The organism is Silicimonas algicola, from assembly GCF_003970735.1.
Lineage (GTDB): Bacteria > Pseudomonadota > Alphaproteobacteria > Rhodobacterales > Rhodobacteraceae > Silicimonas > Silicimonas algicola.
This window is the reverse complement of the sequence record NZ_CP034588.1, coordinates 1-15,154: the sequence shown is the minus strand read 5'-3', so window position 1 is coordinate 15,154 and position 15,154 is coordinate 1. Positions and strand designations below refer to the sequence as shown.

General features: G+C 67.4%; 14 protein-coding genes and 1 pseudogene. 3 read left to right on the top strand and 12 right to left on the bottom strand.

The features are described 5' to 3' along the window. Both EF888_RS00075 and EF888_RS00070 read left to right on the top strand, forming a co-directional pair. Window positions 1-2,337 carry an aldehyde dehydrogenase family protein gene (locus EF888_RS00075; RefSeq protein ID WP_109759282.1) on the top strand — a complete coding sequence of 779 codons (2,337 nt, stop codon included), beginning with the start codon at window positions 1-3 and terminating at the stop codon, window positions 2,335-2,337. A gap of 63 nt (window positions 2,338-2,400) precedes the next feature. After that, complete coding sequence (locus EF888_RS00070; protein ID WP_109759281.1) at window positions 2,401-3,132, top strand: dienelactone hydrolase family protein; 732 nt, start codon at window positions 2,401-2,403, stop codon at window positions 3,130-3,132. A gap of 60 nt (window positions 3,133-3,192) precedes the next feature. Here EF888_RS00070 and EF888_RS00065 read toward each other — a convergent pair whose 3' ends face one another. The 11 genes from EF888_RS00065 to dnaN all read right to left on the bottom strand — a co-directional run bounded on the left by EF888_RS00065 (window position 3,193) and on the right by dnaN (window position 13,129). Next, a complete protein-coding gene (locus EF888_RS00065) occupies window positions 3,193-3,660 on the bottom strand; it encodes an Hsp20 family protein (RefSeq protein ID WP_109759280.1) in 468 nt (155 codons plus the stop codon). A gap of 128 nt (window positions 3,661-3,788) precedes the next feature. Continuing rightward, the gene (locus tag EF888_RS00060) at window positions 3,789-4,439 is read right to left on the bottom strand and encodes a trypsin-like serine peptidase (protein ID WP_164721522.1); all 651 of its coding nucleotides are present in this window, start codon (window positions 4,437-4,439) and stop codon (window positions 3,789-3,791) included. Between the two features lie 13 nt (window positions 4,440-4,452). Next, window positions 4,453-5,286, bottom strand: coding sequence for a trypsin-like serine peptidase (locus EF888_RS00055; RefSeq protein ID WP_109759278.1), 834 nt, complete (start codon window positions 5,284-5,286; stop codon window positions 4,453-4,455). 27 nt (window positions 5,287-5,313) lie between these two features. After that, entirely contained in the window at window positions 5,314-6,705 is a 1,392-nt protein-coding gene (glcF, locus tag EF888_RS00050) for a glycolate oxidase subunit GlcF (RefSeq protein ID WP_109759277.1), read from the bottom strand. Then, complete coding sequence (gene glcE / locus EF888_RS00045; RefSeq protein WP_109759378.1) at window positions 6,705-7,793, bottom strand: glycolate oxidase subunit GlcE; 1,089 nt, start codon at window positions 7,791-7,793, stop codon at window positions 6,705-6,707. Before glcE ends, glcF begins: the two co-directional genes overlap by 1 nt. 31 nt (window positions 7,794-7,824) lie before the next feature. Next, the gene (locus tag EF888_RS00040; protein ID WP_109759276.1) at window positions 7,825-9,273 is read right to left on the bottom strand and encodes an FAD-linked oxidase C-terminal domain-containing protein; all 1,449 of its coding nucleotides are present in this window, start codon (window positions 9,271-9,273) and stop codon (window positions 7,825-7,827) included. A 53-nt stretch (window positions 9,274-9,326) separates the two neighbouring features. Next, window positions 9,327-9,947, bottom strand: coding sequence for a LysE family translocator (locus EF888_RS00035; protein ID WP_109759275.1), 621 nt, complete (start codon window positions 9,945-9,947; stop codon window positions 9,327-9,329). Continuing rightward, entirely contained in the window at window positions 9,944-10,465 is a 522-nt protein-coding gene (locus EF888_RS00030) for a DUF1697 domain-containing protein (protein WP_109759274.1), read from the bottom strand. The genes EF888_RS00035 and EF888_RS00030 overlap by 4 nt, the downstream gene beginning before the upstream one ends. Then, complete coding sequence (locus tag EF888_RS00025; RefSeq protein WP_109759377.1) at window positions 10,462-10,893, bottom strand: VOC family protein; 432 nt, start codon at window positions 10,891-10,893, stop codon at window positions 10,462-10,464. The genes EF888_RS00030 and EF888_RS00025 overlap by 4 nt, the downstream gene beginning before the upstream one ends. Then, a complete protein-coding gene (gene recF, locus EF888_RS00020; RefSeq protein WP_109759273.1) occupies window positions 10,890-12,014 on the bottom strand; it encodes a DNA replication/repair protein RecF in 1,125 nt (374 codons plus the stop codon). Before recF ends, EF888_RS00025 begins: the two co-directional genes overlap by 4 nt. Next, window positions 12,011-13,129, bottom strand: coding sequence for a DNA polymerase III subunit beta (gene dnaN / locus EF888_RS00015; RefSeq protein WP_109759272.1), 1,119 nt, complete (start codon window positions 13,127-13,129; stop codon window positions 12,011-12,013). The genes recF and dnaN overlap by 4 nt, the downstream gene beginning before the upstream one ends. Here dnaN and EF888_RS22530 point away from each other — a divergent pair. After that, a pseudogene (locus tag EF888_RS22530) lies at window positions 13,044-13,750 on the top strand (Na+/H+ antiporter NhaA). The gene dnaN and the pseudogene EF888_RS22530 sit on opposite strands and share 86 nt — an antisense overlap. A 36-nt stretch (window positions 13,751-13,786) precedes the next feature. Here the strand turns inward: EF888_RS22530 and dnaA are convergent. Further along, window positions 13,787-15,154, bottom strand: a complete 1,368-nt coding sequence (dnaA, locus tag EF888_RS00005) for a chromosomal replication initiator protein DnaA (protein WP_109759271.1) — start codon at window positions 15,152-15,154, stop codon at window positions 13,787-13,789.

The window sequence follows — 15,154 nt, the reverse complement described above, 5'->3', positions numbered from 1 at the left end:
ATGAACGTCCGCGACATATTCGAGACCATGGACTACGGCCCCGCGCCCGAGGACGCCTCCGAGGCGATGGCCTGGATCGAGCGGCACGGGGGGGTTTTCGGTCATTTCATCGGCGGCGACTGGACGAAGCCCGCCTCGACCTTCGCCTCGAAGAACCCCGCGACCGGAAAGCTTCTCGCCAAGATCAGCCAGGCCAGACCCAGGGATGTGGACGCCGCCGTCAAGGCCGCCCGCGCCGCTCAACCAGCGTGGGCCCGCGACGCCAAGGCCCGCGCCTGCGCGCTCTATGCCCTGGCCCGGATGGTGCAGAAGCACTCGCGCCTCTTCGCCACCCTCGAGACGCTCGACAACGGAAAACCCATCCGCGAAAGCCGCGACATCGACATCCCGTTGGTCGCCCGGCACTTCTACTATCACGCCGGCATGGCGCAGCTCATGGACGACGAGCTGCCCGACCGGCAGGCGCTAGGCGTCGCGGGCCAGATCGTGCCGTGGAACTTTCCGCTTCTGATGCTCGCCTGGAAGGTCGCGCCCGCGCTTGCAATGGGCAACACGGTCGTCTTGAAGCCTGCCGAATACACGTCTCTCACCGCGCTCCTCTTCGCCGACCTCGCGCGCGAGGCCGGGCTGCCGAAAGGCGTTCTCAACATCGTCACCGGCGACGGCAATGTGGGCGCGCTGATTACCGAACACGAAGGCATCGACAAGATCGCCTTCACCGGCTCGACCGAAGTCGGGCGCATCATTCGGCGCGCCACCGCCGGGTCGGGGAAGTCGCTGACGCTCGAGCTGGGCGGCAAGTCGCCCTACATCGTGTTCGACGACGCCGACCAGGATTCCGCCATCGAAGGCCTCGTCGACGCCATCTGGTTCAACCAGGGGCAGGTCTGCTGCGCCGGGTCGCGCCTTCTGATCCAGGAGGGCATCGCCGAGGACTTCACCCGCCGCCTCAAGGCGCGGATGGACAAGCTGCGCGTCGGCGATCCCTTGGACAAGTGCATAGACGTCGGCGCGGTCGTGGACCCGGTGCAGCTTCAGACCATCGAAGGTCTGGTGAAAGGCTCTGGGGGCGAGGTCTATCACGCCGCCTGCGAGATGCCAAAAGGCGGGTCCTTCTATCCGCCCACGCTCATCACCGGCCTTTCGACCGCCGACCCGCTGATGCAGGAGGAGATCTTCGGTCCGGTCCTCGTGTCGACCACCTTCCGCACCCCTGCGGAGGCGGTGGAGCTGGCGAACAACACCCGCTACGGCCTTGCCGCGACGCTCTGGACCGAGAACGTGAACCTCGCCCTCGACATTGCGCCGAAGCTTGCGGCGGGCGTCGTCTGGGTGAACGCGACGAACCTCTTCGACGCCGCCGCCGGCTTCGGAGGAGTGCGCGAATCCGGCTTCGGGCGCGAGGGCGGGTGGGAAGGCCTGCTCGCCTACACCAAGCCGAAGGCCACGGCGAGAAAGCTCCCCGCCCGCAGCGCCCCGCCATCGGAAACGACACCCGCCGACGACGCCATCGACCGCACCGCCAAGCTCTACATCGGCGGCAAGCAGACGCGCCCCGACGGCGGCTATTCCCGCGCCGTCCTGTCGCCCAAGGGTAAGGTCGTGGGCCATGTCGGCCTCGCCAACCGCAAGGACCTGCGCAACGCCGCCGAGGCAATGAACGCCGCGGCGTCATGGTCGAAGACGACCGGACACCTCCGCGCGCAGATCCTCTACTACATGGCCGAGAACCTGTCCGCCCGAACTGTCGAGTTCGCCGCCCGTATCGACGCCATGACCGGCAGGCGCGGCGGCAAGGCCGAAGTGGACGCCTCCATCGACCGCCTCTTCACCTGGGCCGCCTGGGCCGACAAGTTCGACGGCCGCGCCAAGGGCGTCCCGATTCGCGGCGTGGCGCTCGCCATGAACGAGCCCGTCGGCAAGATCGCGGCCTTCGCGCCCGACGACGCGCCGCTCCTCGGCCTCGTGTCGCTCGTCGGTCCCGCGATGGCGATGGGAAACCGGATCACCGTCATGGCCTCCGAACCGCATCCCCTGTCAGCGACCGACTTCTACCAGGTGCTGGACACCTCGGACGTCCCCGGCGGCGTGGTGAACATCCTGACAGGACCCCACGCCGAACTCGCCCCGCAAGCGGCGGGCCACATGGACATCGACGCGGTCTGGAGCTTTTCGACCGCCGACCTCTCGGCCATGATCGAGCGGGAGTCCGCAACGAACCTCAAGCGCACCTGGGTGAACCACGGACGCGCGCACGACTGGTCCGACGCGGCCGCCCATACCTTCCTCGCGGCGGCCACCGAGGTGAAGACGATCTGGATTCCCTACGGCGAATAGGTGTCCGCCCGCGTCATCGGCCCTACGTCTCCTCCCATGCAAACACTGACACGGGAGACACCCATGATCCGCCTGGCAATCGCCACCAGCCTTCTCGCCGCGCCTGCCTTCGCCGAGGAGGTGAGCTATGACGTCGACGGCGTCGCCCACACCGGCTACTTCGCGGCCGCCGAAAATCCGCAGGGCCTCGTCGTGATCGTCCACGACTGGGACGGCCTCGACGACTACGAGAAGGGCCGCGCCGACGAACTGGCCGGCATGGGCTACGACGCCTTCGCGGTCGACATGTACGGCGAGGACACGCCCACCGGAACCATGGAGCAGAACCGGGCCGCCTCGGGCGAACTGGGCCAGGACCGCGAGAAGATGCGCGCCCTGATCGCCGCCGGACTGGAGCAGGCCAAGGGCCAGTCCTCGGCCGAGAACCTCGTGGTGATGGGCTACTGCTTCGGCGGCGGCGTCACGCTGGAAATGGCGCGGTCCGACATGGCGGACGAGGCGGCGGGCTTCGCCACCTTCCACGGCTCGCTCGAGACCCCGGACGGCCAGAGCTTTGACGGCGAAGAAGCGCCGATCCTCATCATGCATGGCGGTGCCGACACCGCTGTGCCCCTTTCCGCGCTAACCGCGCTCACCTCCGAACTCGAGGAAGCGGGCAACACCTACACCGCCGAGGTCTACTCGGGCGCGCCTCACGCCTTCACCGTCAAGGGCTCGGACCGCTATCAGGAACGCGCGGACATGGAGAGCTGGGAGGCCTTCACCGACTTCCTCGGCGAAACCTTGGGAAGCTGAGGCCGGACAGCAAAACGCCCCCGGAGCGTCCGGGGGCGCAACGGCGTCACGTCAGGCCGATCACTCGGCGGCGTGCGCCTCGACGGCCTTCGCCTCGACGGTCTCGCCCTTGGCGATCTCGATCCGGCGCGGCTTCAGCGCTTCGGGCACTTCGCGCTTGAGGTCGATGTGCAGCATGCCGTTGACGTGGCTCGCGCCCGTCACGCGGACATGGTCGGCCAGCGCGAAGCGGCGCTCGAAGGCGCGGTTCGCGATGCCGCGGTGAAGGTAGGTCGTCCCTTCCTCCTCGGCACTTTTTCGGGCCGAGACGATCAGGGCGCTTTCGCGCACCTCGACCGCCAGCTCGTCCTCGGCGAAACCGGCAACGGCAATCGAGATGCGCCATGCATCGTCGGCGGTCTTCTCGATGTTGTAGGGGGGGTAGGACGGAGCCGACTGGGTGTCGGTCAGGATACGGTCCATCATGTCGGCAATCTGGTCGAAGCCGACGGTGGCACGATAGAGCGGTGCAAGGTCAAATCTACGCATGAGGGTCATCCTCCTTGGAGCGATACCTATGGACCCTCCCGACGGGGCAGGGTCCGGTTCATCTGGTCTGCGCCGGACCCGTTCATCGGCCTCCGGCACAGGCGAGATAGGAAGCGCCGCGCGGGCGTTCAAGGGCGGTCACGGCCGAGGATGTCGAGGATCGGTGGCAGCCTGAGACGCACATCCGACGCCTGCGCGACGGGCTGATCGAGGATGCGCCCCCGGCTCGAGATCACCGCGACGATCTCCAGCCCCTCGTCCGTCACCCGCAGAACCGGCGAGCCGCTTTCGCCGCCCTGCACGCGGCAGCCAAGGGTGACGAGGCCCGGGATGCCGTCGAGTGTCGGGCAGGGACGCTGACGCGGGCGGGAACCCTCGCGCCAGCTGTAGAGGTGCAGCGTTTCGCCCACGCGTGCGTCGTCGCCGGTGGTGAAGGGGACAGCGCGGTCGCCCGGCACGGGCGTCTCGAGCACCGCGACGGCAAGGTCGAACCGCAGACGCCATTCGACGCGCGGGCTCTCGCGGTCGTAGAGAGGATGCCGGACGACGCGCGCCACGGGATAGGTGCCGGGTCGCCCGTCGCCGGGACGAAAGACGATCCCGTCGGGTGTTTCTCCCCGCCCGCCGCAATGAGCGGCCGTCACCACGAGATCGGGCGCGATCAGCGCCGCCGTGCAGCCGCCGCCGGTGTTGGTGTTCTCGATCCGGCCGACGCCCGAGGCTGCGTCCGCCGAGAGGGCCGGCCCAGTCAGCCCGCACGCAACGGCCGCCGCGCTCAAGGCAAGCCGGGCCCTAGGGCCGCAGAAACTTCGCACCACCGCTTCCACTGTTGAGAAGGCTTGTGCCCGTGGTCGGCGTCCGCTGCGTCGCAGGCACCCGGCGCGCCGCGATGCCGTCGCCGTTGCGCAGCATCGCCATCATCTCGGACAGCGGCGCTTCGAGGTTGGTGCCGACGGACACGCGCCGCCCGTTCACCTCGGCCTTGGCCGAGATCACCGACACGATGCGCGGCACCCCGTCGACCTCGGCGAAGACCGGCGCCCCGCTCGACCCGAAATCGACGTCGCAGGACAGGATCAGCGAGCCGCTGCGCCGGGCCAGGACATGGCACACTTCCTGCAACGACGGCGACTCCGCCCGGTCGTGCGCATAGGAGACGACGCCCACGCTGGCGCCCTTGCGGGGCCGCCCGGCGGTCTGGAAGGGCTGGATGTTCGCAAGCCGGATCTCGGAATCGAGTTCGAGGAGGGCGAGGTCGTTCGAGACCTCGAGGTCCTCGCCGGTCGTCCCCGTGTAGACATAGCCTGGATGGACAATGGCCCGCCTGACCCGCCGTGTCGCCGAGGCGTGTCCGTTGCGCCATCCGGCGTTGAACCGGATCACCGAGGGATCGACAGCCGTGCCTTCCGCGTCGAAGAGGCAATGTCCGGCGGTAAGAACCAGGTTGGGCGCGATCAGCGCGCCAGTGCACATCCCACCCCAGCCGATGTCCAGCCGACCGACGGCTTCCCAGCCGCGCGCCTCGTAGGCCGTCAAAAGCCGCGTGAGCTGGCTCGTGCCCTCTCCCTCGGCCTGCGCTCCACCGACGCCGATTGCGACCAAGGCTGCCGCGAGCAGAATCCGCATGTCCGTCCCCTTCAGGTGCAGGGTATCCTAGACAGGCGTTGAGGCAAGATTGTGTCTCATGTGGCGCGGCGCCAGCGCGCGGGGACGCGGCCCGCCCGTCGCCCAGTCCAGCAGTTCGACCGTATGGACCACGGGAATGCCGGTGCCCGATCCGATCTGCATCATGCAGCCGATGTTGCCCGCCGCGATGAGATCGGGCGTCTTGGCTTCCAGCGTCCGGACCTTTCGCGCCTTCAGCATCTCCGAGATTTCCGGCTGGAGCAGGTTGTACGTCCCGGCCGATCCGCAGCACAGGTGGCTGTCCGCAGGCTCCACCACCTCGAATCCGGCGGTCTTCAGCAGGTCCTTCGGATAGGTCTTGATCTTCTGCCCGTGCTGCAGCGAGCAGGCGGCGTGATAGGCGACCCGGATGGGACCCCTGCCCTCGGCCTCTTCGGGCGCGGTGGCATCGATCCCCGCCAGGTCCATCTTCGCCCGGTTCGCCGAATGGCTCTCGACCGTCGGCAAAAGGCGCACCAGAAGTTCGGACACATCGACCGCCAGGCCCGCGACCGTCGCGGCGTCCTCTGCCAGCGCGTCGGTGCGGAACATGTGACCGTAGTCCTTGACCGTCGTGCCGCACCCGCTCGTGTTGATGACGATGGCGTCCAGCCCCTCATCCCGGACCTCGGCCATGAAGGCGCGGATGTTGCGCGCGGCGAAAGCGTGGCTTTCCGCCTCCTTCCCCATGTGATGCGTCAGCGCGCCGCAGCAGCCCATCCCATCCGGCACGACGATCTCGCACCCCAGCCGCCGCAGGAGCCGGATCGTCGCGTCGTTGATGTCCGTGTTCAGCGCCTTCTGCGCGCAGCCGGTCATCAGCGCGACCCGCATCCGTCGCTCGCCACGGGCGGCAAAGGTCTGGGGATCGTCGTTGCGGCTGACAGACGGAATCCGCTCTGGCGCCATGCGCAGCATCGCCCTCAGCCTTGCGTCCGGCAGAAGCCCGCCAAAGGGCCGCGCGATCTTCGCCCCGAGCAGCGCCAGCCGGAACCGCCGCGGGTGCGGGATGATCCGCGCCAGCGTCCAGCGCAGAAGCCGGTCCATCGGCGGCCGGCGATAGGTTCGCTCGATGTAGGCGCGCGCATGATCGACGAGATGCATGTAATGCACGCCCGACGGGCAGGTGGTCATGCAGGCCAGGCACGATAGGCAGCGGTCGATGTGCTTCACCGTCTGCGCATCGGCGGGACGGTCGTTCTCGAGCATGTCCTTGATGAGGTAGATGCGCCCGCGGGGGCTGTCGAGTTCGTCGCCGAGAACCTGGTAGGTCGGGCAGGTCGCGGTGCAGAACCCGCAATGCACGCAGGCGCGCAGGATCTCGTTCGACCGGGCGATGCCGGGATCCTGAAGCTGCGCCTCGGTGAAGGTCGTCTGCATCAGCCCATCACTCCCGGATTCAGGATGCCGCGCGGATCGAACTCGGCCCGCAGCCTCTTGGCCAGCGCCGCAAGCGGCGCCGCCTCAGGATGCATCCGTGGGCCGTGCCCCTCGCCCCGCACAAGCGTCGCGTGCCCGTCGAACGCCCCGAGCGTCCGGCGCAGATCCGTGCCCTCGGACACCAGCGCCCAGATCAGCCCGCCACCCCAGTCGACCAGCACCTTCGCGCCGCCCGGCAGTCCCTTGACCAGCCGAGGAGCCTCCGAGGCCTTGGCCGAGATCCGCCAGACATCACCCGGCGCGCCTGCCAGAGCCTCCGCGTCCCGGATGCCGCGCCACAGTGCGGCACTCTTCTCGCCTCGCAGGATCCGCGCCTCGACCTTCGGAAACAGACCCGCGACCCGACCCTCGCGATAGGCGACCGACGCCGCCATCCCCTCGATCCGCAGGAAGACGTCGCCCCCGGTCCACGCTGCCCCGCTGACCGAGAAGGGCGAGGCCAGCGCCGCCGCCATGGCGCTCGCCGCGTCGGCGATCTCCAATCCGCCCAGCACCACCGTCGCCTGCGTCTCGGGACGCGGAAGAACCTTCAGGCTCACCTCTGTGAGGACACCCAGGGTGCCGCGGGCGCCGCACATCAGCCGCGCAAGGTCATAGCCCGTGACGTTCTTCATCACGCGGCCGCCGTTCTTCACGACCGTCCCCCGGCCATCGACGAAGCGCACACCCAGAAGCACGTCGCGCGCCGCCCCTGCCTGCACCCGGCGCGGACCCGAGACGTTGGCCGCAACCACGCCGCCGATGGTCGGTTCGCCTTTCGTCCCGAGAAGCGGGCGGTGGTCCATCGGCTCGAAGGCCAGCATCTGGTTCTCCGCCGCCAGCGCCGCTTCGATCTCGGTGACCGGCGTTCCTGACCGCGCCACCAGGGTCAAAGCACCCGGCTCATAAAGCGTGATCCCGGAAAGCCCGGCGACGCTCAGCGCGTCGCCGTCGCCCGCCATCCCGCGCGTGCCGCCTCCGCGCACGGACAGGGGCCCGGACGCCGACGCCACCGCCTCCGCCAACTCGCCTTCGTTCGACGGTCTCAACATGCGCGCTTCATCTTGCCGAAAATACGCATCACGCGGCCAGCCCCAGGCGCTCCCGGCGGGACGCCGAGACCAACAGAGGAAAGACCTTCGCCGGGTTCAGAAGCCACGCCGGGTCGAAGACGTCCTTCACGCGCATCTGCGCCTCGAGGTCGGCCGGAGCGAACTGCACATCCATCAGGTCGCGCTTCTCGACGCCCACGCCATGCTCGCCGGTCAGGCAACCGCCCACCTCCACGCACAGCTTCAGGATCTCGGCTCCAAGCTCCTCGCAGGTCTCGAGGTCGCCGGGCTTGTTGGCATCGAACAGGATCAGCGGATGCATGTTGCCGTCGCCCGCGTGAAACACGTTCGCGACGTCGAGTCCGAACTCCTTCGACAACTCGCCGATGCGCTTCAGGACGAAAGGCAATTCGCTGACGGGGATCGTCCCGTCGAGGCACATGTAGTCGCCCATCTGCCCCATCGCCCCGAAAGCCGACTTGCGGCCCAGCCAGATGCGCGCCGCCTCGTCGGCGTCCTTCGCCTCGCGGAACTCGACCGGGTCGTGGCGCTCGGCGATCCTGCGGATGACGGCAAGCTGCGCGTCGATCTCCTCGGGCGAGCCTTCGACCTCGACGATCAGAAGAGCCTCGCAGTCGGGATATCCCGCCTTGCAGTAATCCTCGGTGGCGCGGATGCAGGGCCGGTCCATGAACTCGATCGCGACAGGCAGGACCCCGGCGCGGATGATATCCGACACGCAGGCGCCGGCGACCTCGTCCGAGCGGTAGCCGATCAGCACGGGCCGCACGCCTTCGGGTTTGGGCACCAGCCGCAGCACTGCCTCGGTCACGATGCCCAGTTGCCCCTCCGAGCCGCAGATCACCGCCAGCCAGTCATAGCCGCCCGCATCCATGTGCGCGCCGCCGATTTCGATCACCGTGCCGTCCATCAGGACCAGCGTCACGCCCAGCAGGTTGTTCGTCGTCACACCGTACTTCAGGCAGTGCGCCCCGCCCGAATTCATCCCGATGTTGCCCGCGATGGCGCAGGCAAGCTGCGACGATGGGTCGGGAGCATAGAAGAAACCGTCCGCTTCGACCGCGCCTGTGACGCTCAGGTTCGTCCGGCCGGTCTGCACGCGGATGGTTCGGTTCTCGTAGTCCGTCTCGATGACCTCGTTCATGCGCGCCACGCCGATCACGACGCTGTCGGCCGTCGGCAAAGCGCCTCCGGCCAGCGAGGTGCCGGATCCGCGCGGCACGACCGGAACGCCTTCGTCGTGGCAGATGCGCAGGACGGCTGCGACCTCTTCGGTCGATGACGGCAGGACCACGGCCAGCGGCGGGCAGCGATAGGCGGTCAGCCCGTCGCACTCATAGGCGCGGGTCTCGGCCTCGTCGTGGATCACGGCGTCCTTCGACAGCACGGACGACAGGCGCGCGACGATGCGGGCCTTGCGGGACAGGACACCGGCGTCGGGAAGAGGCATCTGCATCGCGTATCCTCCAAATTGGTCAGGAGATATAACCAATCCTGCCCATAGGCAACTCAGGTCAACGGTATCACGAGACCGACGGCAATCAGAAGGATTCCTGCCGTCACGTTCGTCCGCCTCAGAGCACGGGGTGACGTGAGCAGTCGCCGCGCCCTGTCGATGAACACCGACAGGATCAGGTTGCCGACAAGCGGCACGATCATCGACAAGGTGCAGATGACCGCGATGTCGCCCCAGGTCAGCCGCGTCAGGTCGAAGAAGCCCGGCAGGACGCCCATGTAGAACAGGATCGCCTTCGGGTTCCCCAGGATCACGGCCACGCCCGCCATGAACCCTGCCAGGGCGCCCGGCCGCGTCAGGCGGCTGTCCGAGGCGATGGTGCGGTTGCGGTGCCGGATCAGCAGCGCCCCCATGACGAGGAATGTCAGGCAGGCGATCCAGCGCAGGACGGTCATGAAACCTGCGAAGGCCCCCACGATCCACGACACGCCCAGGATCGCCAGAAGCGGCCACAGCACATCGCCCACCACGACGCCCAGGGCCAGCGGCCAGGCCGCGTGAAATCCCCCCGACATGGCGCGCGCGGTCAGCGCGACCCAGACGGGACCCGGCGTCAGGAACAGGATGAAAAGCGCACCGGCATAAAGCGCGGCATCGGTCGGCGTGATGGTCATGCCCCGCTTTCGATCATCCCCGCGATGGCGTCAATCGTCCTCCAGTTCCGGGCCGTCACCGGGACCTTCAGAAGCCGCTCGACACGCGCCACGAAGCGCGACCGCCCGATGCCGTCGGGTGCGTGAAGGTAAAGTGCCCTCTCGGTCAGCCTCACCGACTCCGTCTCGCCCGCAGCGGTGGCAAGATCGGCTTCCGGGGCGGGGGAGGGCTCCGACAGGAAGAAGACGTGCAGGCTCTTGGGATCGTCCGCGGCTTCGGGAAACGGGTTGGCGTCACGGATATAAAGGAACACGTCAGCCGGAATCAGCAGAAGCTCCGGCCTGAATCCCGCCCGCGTCTCGATCTGGTGGAGGATCTCCGTCGCCTCGGCCGTACCGCGGAACACCGCATTGCCGCTCTGGATATAGGTTCGTGGCTCTTCCGCGCCCGCCGCCTCCAGCGCCTCGCGCAGCACGGCCATCGGCAGCCGCCCCGCACCGCCGACGTTGACGGCGCGCAAAAGGGCAACAGTGGTCACGCTTCGTCTGGGATCGTCACCCTGCCGGTGTCCGACACCTCCCAGAACGGGTTGTGCGCCACTTCCCAGACGTGCCCGTCGGGATCGGCGTAATAGCCCGAATACCCACCCCAGAACACCTCTTCCGGCCGCTTCAGCACGGTCGCTCCGGCCGCAATGGCGGCCTCGAACGCGGCGTCCGTGCTCTCGCGATCCGGATAGTTCTGCGCCAGCGTCGCTGCCCCGAACCCAAGCTCCGCGCCCTTCCGCCCCTGATCCTCGGCAAGGTCCGACAGGCCGAAGAGAGCGACAACCAACCCATCCATCCGGTAGAATGCGACCGAGGGCGGCGACTGCACCGGAACCCAACCGAGCGCGGCATAGAACGACTTCGCCTTCTCCAAATCCCGCACCCCTAGGGTGACGAGGCTGACGCGCTGACGGGTCATGGCGACCTCCACATGTTCGGTTTTTGTTCCACCCGACTTTCGCCCGATTCGTCGCTCACGGCAACATGCTGCGCCCGGTCGCCCAGATCCTCGAACAGCTCCGGCCCGGTTCCCGTCAGCCAGGCCTGCGCGCCAAGCGCGCAAATCTCGTCGTAGAGCGCCGCCCGACGCCCCGCGTCCAGATGCGCCGCCACCTCGTCGAGCAGGATCAGCGGCGGCGTTCCCGTGTCCTCGGCCAGCGCACGCGCATTGGCCAGCACCAGCGAGATCAGAAGCGCCTTCTGCTCGCCCGTCGAACACTGTGCGGCCGCGACACCCTTGTCGATATAGACCGCCGCCAGATCGACCCGGTGCGGCCCGATCAGCGTCCGCCCCGCCCGAAGATCCGCCGCCCGGCCCGCCTCCAGCGCCGCAGCCAGCGCCGCCTCATCGAACGGCAACTCGCTCTCGGGATGGACCAGTTCCAGCGCGGCCGCGGGAAACGCCGTCCGCGCGCCGTCCTGGGCCTGCGCCAGCCGCGCCAGCGCCGCGTGACGGTTCAGCGTGATCGCCGCGCCCGCCTCGGCCATCTGCCGCTCCAGCGCCGTGTACCAGTGCGCATCCCGCACCATGTCCTTCAGAAGCCGGTTCCGCTCGCGCATGGCCTTCTCATAGGTCAGGACCGCCTGCGCGTGCGACGGCATGAAGCTCATCGCGATCCGGTCGAGGAATCGCCGCCGCCCGTCCGCACCCTCGATCCAAAGCCGGTCCATGGCGGGGATCAGCCACACGATGCGCGCCACCTCGGCCAGGGCCACCTGCGGCTGCGCCTTCCCGTCGATCCGCACCTGCCGGGTCTGCTCGGGCTGGGCCTCGGTCTCGACCTCGTGGACGATTTTCGGCGCCTGCACCACCGCCGTCACCTTCCAGCCCAAAGCCTCGGGCCGGCGGATCAGCTCGTCCGCCCCGGCGCGACGCAGCCCCCGTCCGGGAGACAGCAGGGACACGCCTTCGAGGATGTTGGTCTTGCCCGCGCCGTTCGGCCCGAACAGCGCCACGGGTCGCGCGTCGGCCTCGATCCGGGTCCGCCGGTGCGACCGGAAATGCGAAAGGATCAGATCGGTGACAGCCGTTGCCGTCACACCCGCATCGGCATGACGACGTAGACCGCCGTCTCGTCGTTGCCTTCACGCATGAGGGTCGGGTCTCCGGCCGAGTTGAACAGGAAAACGGCGTTCTCGCGGTCGACCTGGCTTGCGATCTCCAGAAGGTACTTCGCGTTGAAGCCGATCTCGAGCGGCTCGTCGGCATAGGCCACCGCCAGTTCTTCCTCGGCCGCGCCGCTGTCGGGTGCATTGACCGAAAGGACCAGCCGGTCCTCGTCGAGCGCCAGCTTCACCGCGCGCGACCTTTCCGAGCTCACGGTCGCCACACGGTCGACGGCCTGTGCGAAGTCCGCGGCGTCGACTTCAAGCCGCTTGGTGTTGCCCACCGGGATGACCCGGCTGTAGTCGGGGAAGGTCCCGTCGATGACCTTCGACGTCAGCGTGATGCCGGGCGTCGCGAAGCGCACCTTGGTCTCGCTGACGGACACGGCGATCGTCGCGTCGTCGTCGTCCAGAAGCTTGCGCAACTCGCCCACCGTCTTACGCGGAACGATGACGCCGGGCATGTTGCCCGCATTTTCGGGAAGCTCGGCGTCGATCCGCGCCAGGCGGTGCCCGTCCGTCGCCACGCAGCGCAGCACCTGTCGGCCATCGAAGTCGGCGACATGCATGTAGACGCCGTTCAGGTAGTACCGCGTCTCTTCCGTCGAGATGGCGAACTTCGACTTGTCGAACAGGCGCCGCAGCACCTTCGCCGGCGCCGCGAAATTGGCCTCGTACTCCGAGGACGCCATGACCGGGAAATCCTCACGCGGAAGCGTGGCCAGCGAGAAGTTGGACCGCCCGGCCTCGACCGACAGCCGCGCCGAAGCGGTGTCGCCGATGATGGTGACAAGCGCGCCGTCCGGCAGCTTGCGGACGATCTCGTGGAAGGTGACGGCATTGACCGTGGTCGATCCGGCGCGCACGACCTTCGCAGGGGCCTGGTCGACGACCTCGATGTCCAGATCCGTCGCGCGGAAGCTGACGCTGTCGCCCTCTGCCTCGATCAGGACGTTGGCGAGAATGGGAATGGTGTTCCGACGCTCGACAACCGACTGCGCCTGGGCGACCGCCTTCAGGAGAGCCGCGCGCTCGATCGAGAATTCCATGTCACGCTCCGTCCAAGGATTGGACGGTCAAAGTATCCGTTTCGCAAACGGGTGCAATTGTTTTCCGGGATTTCCACTGGATAGACGATGCCCTGCGCGATCTCGAGGCATTGCACGACGCGCGCCACTCGGCATTACCGGCATCGGGACGGCCGAGGCACGCGGCTGGGCGATCCCCGCCGCGACCGACATTGCCTTCGCGCTCGGCGTCCTCAGCCTGTTCGGCAACAAGGTCCCGCCCCTGCTGAAGACGTTTCTCCTCACGCTCGCGGTCGTGGACGACCTCGCGGCGATCATCATCATCGCGCTCTTCTACACCGCCAGCCTGTCCATCCCGGCTCTGATGACCGCGGCTGGCGGCTTGATCCTTCTCGTCGCGATGAGCCTTCCGGCGTGCGCAACATCGTGGCCTACGTCCTGGTAGGGACGATCCTCTGGCTGGCGGTGCTGAAATCCGGCGTCCATGCCACTCTCGCAGGGGTAGCGGTCGGCTTCGCGAGACCCAAGGGGCGCAGAACCTCGTCCGGATCGGCGTCATCATGGGCTCGATTGCCTCGGGTCTTTTGGGAGCGGCCGTCCTCTCCACCCTCGGCGCCCGGCACCGACGCGATACCGACGTGATACCGAAGGCCCGGCGACCTCTCGGGCGCCGGGTTCTCACGCCTCGAGAGACCGCCGCAAAAGTTCCAGATCATCGGCGATCTGGCTGTCCTTGTGCATCAGGTCTTCTATCCTCCGCACGCCGTGCATGACGGTGGTGTGGTCCCGACCCCCGAACCGCCGCCCGATCTCGGGCAGCGACCTCGTGGTCAGCTGCTTGGCCAGGTACATCGCGATCTGACGCGGCCTCGCGAAGGTCCGCACACGCTTCGGCCCGATCAGGTCGGACAGGCGTATGTTGAAGTGATCGCTCACTTTTCTCTGGATTTCCTCGACCGTGATCTTGCGATCCGACGCGCGGAGCACATCGGCCAGACAGTCCTGCGTCAGCTCCATCGAGACCTCGCGCCCCACCAGCGACGCAAAGGCGAAGAGCCGCATCAGCGCCCCTTCCAGCACCCGGACGTTGGTCGAAATACGATGCGCCAGGAACTCCAGCACCCCGTCCTGGATCTTAAGCCCCGGAAACTGCGTCGAAAGCTGGTCGACCTTCTGCTGAAGGATCCCCAGCCGAAGCTCGTAGTTGGTCGGATGAAGGTCGACGACCAGCCCCGACTGCATCCGGCTGACGATCCGGTCCTCGATCCCGTTGATCTCGGTCGGAGCACGGTCGGACGAGATGATGATCTGCTTGCTCTGGTCGACCAGGGCGTTGAACGTATGGAAGAATTCTTCCTGCGTCGCGTCCTTCCCGGCGATGAACTGGACGTCGTCCACCATCAGCACATCGACCGACCGGAAGAGTTGTTTGAACGCGATCATGTCCTTGTCGCGCAGCGCCTGCACGAAGCGGTACATGAACTGCTCTGCCGACAGATAGACCACCCGAAGGTCGGGAGAGCGCTTGCGAAGCTCCCATGCAATCGCATGCATCAGGTGCGTCTTGCCGAGGCCGACGCCACCGTAAAGAAACAAGGGGTTGAAGGTCACCGTCCCGCCTTCCGCCACCCGTCGGGCTGCCGCGTGGGCAAGCTCGTTCGGCTTGCCGACGACGAAGGTGTCGAAGGTGAAACGGCTGTCCAGCGGAGCGCCTGGAAGGTCGCTGTCCACGGCAGCGTCCGAGGCGACGCTGCGGCTTTTCCGGACCTCTGTCCTGGGCCGGTCGCGCTCGGACGTCCGAGCGACCAAAGGCACCATGAACTCCACCCGCGACACCGGAACCCCGGCCTTCGTGATTTCGTGCACGATCTGGTCGCCGAAGTTCCGCGAGACCCAGTTGCCCATGAAGGTCGTCGGCACCATGAAGGTCGCGACACCGCCTTCGAGGGCAGCGAATTCAAGCGGCTCAATCCAGTTGGCGTAGTTATTCTTCCCTACCGTCGCCCTAAGCTTTTCGCGAATCTGTCCCCAAAGATCTTTTGTCAT

What these genes read in the sequence shown, in the direction of transcription:
- EF888_RS00075 (WP_109759282.1), top strand. Translation starts at nt 1, where the DNA reads ATGAACGTCCGCGACATATTCGAGACCATGGACTACGGCCCCGCGCCC.
- EF888_RS00070 (WP_109759281.1), top strand. Translation starts at nt 2,401, where the DNA reads ATGATCCGCCTGGCAATCGCCACCAGCCTTCTCGCCGCGCCTGCCTTC.
- EF888_RS00065 (WP_109759280.1), bottom strand. Translation starts at nt 3,660, where the DNA reads ATGCGTAGATTTGACCTTGCACCGCTCTATCGTGCCACCGTCGGCTTC.
- EF888_RS00055 (WP_109759278.1), bottom strand. Translation starts at nt 5,286, where the DNA reads ATGCGGATTCTGCTCGCGGCAGCCTTGGTCGCAATCGGCGTCGGTGGA.
- glcF (WP_109759277.1), bottom strand. Translation starts at nt 6,705, where the DNA reads ATGCAGACGACCTTCACCGAGGCGCAGCTTCAGGATCCCGGCATCGCC.
- EF888_RS00040 (WP_109759276.1), bottom strand. Translation starts at nt 9,273, where the DNA reads ATGCAGATGCCTCTTCCCGACGCCGGTGTCCTGTCCCGCAAGGCCCGC.
- EF888_RS00035 (WP_109759275.1), bottom strand. Translation starts at nt 9,947, where the DNA reads ATGACCATCACGCCGACCGATGCCGCGCTTTATGCCGGTGCGCTTTTC.
- EF888_RS00025 (WP_109759377.1), bottom strand. Translation starts at nt 10,893, where the DNA reads ATGACCCGTCAGCGCGTCAGCCTCGTCACCCTAGGGGTGCGGGATTTG.
- dnaN (WP_109759272.1), bottom strand. Translation starts at nt 13,129, where the DNA reads ATGGAATTCTCGATCGAGCGCGCGGCTCTCCTGAAGGCGGTCGCCCAG.
- dnaA (WP_109759271.1), bottom strand. Translation starts at nt 15,154, where the DNA reads ATGACAAAAGATCTTTGGGGACAGATTCGCGAAAAGCTTAGGGCGACG.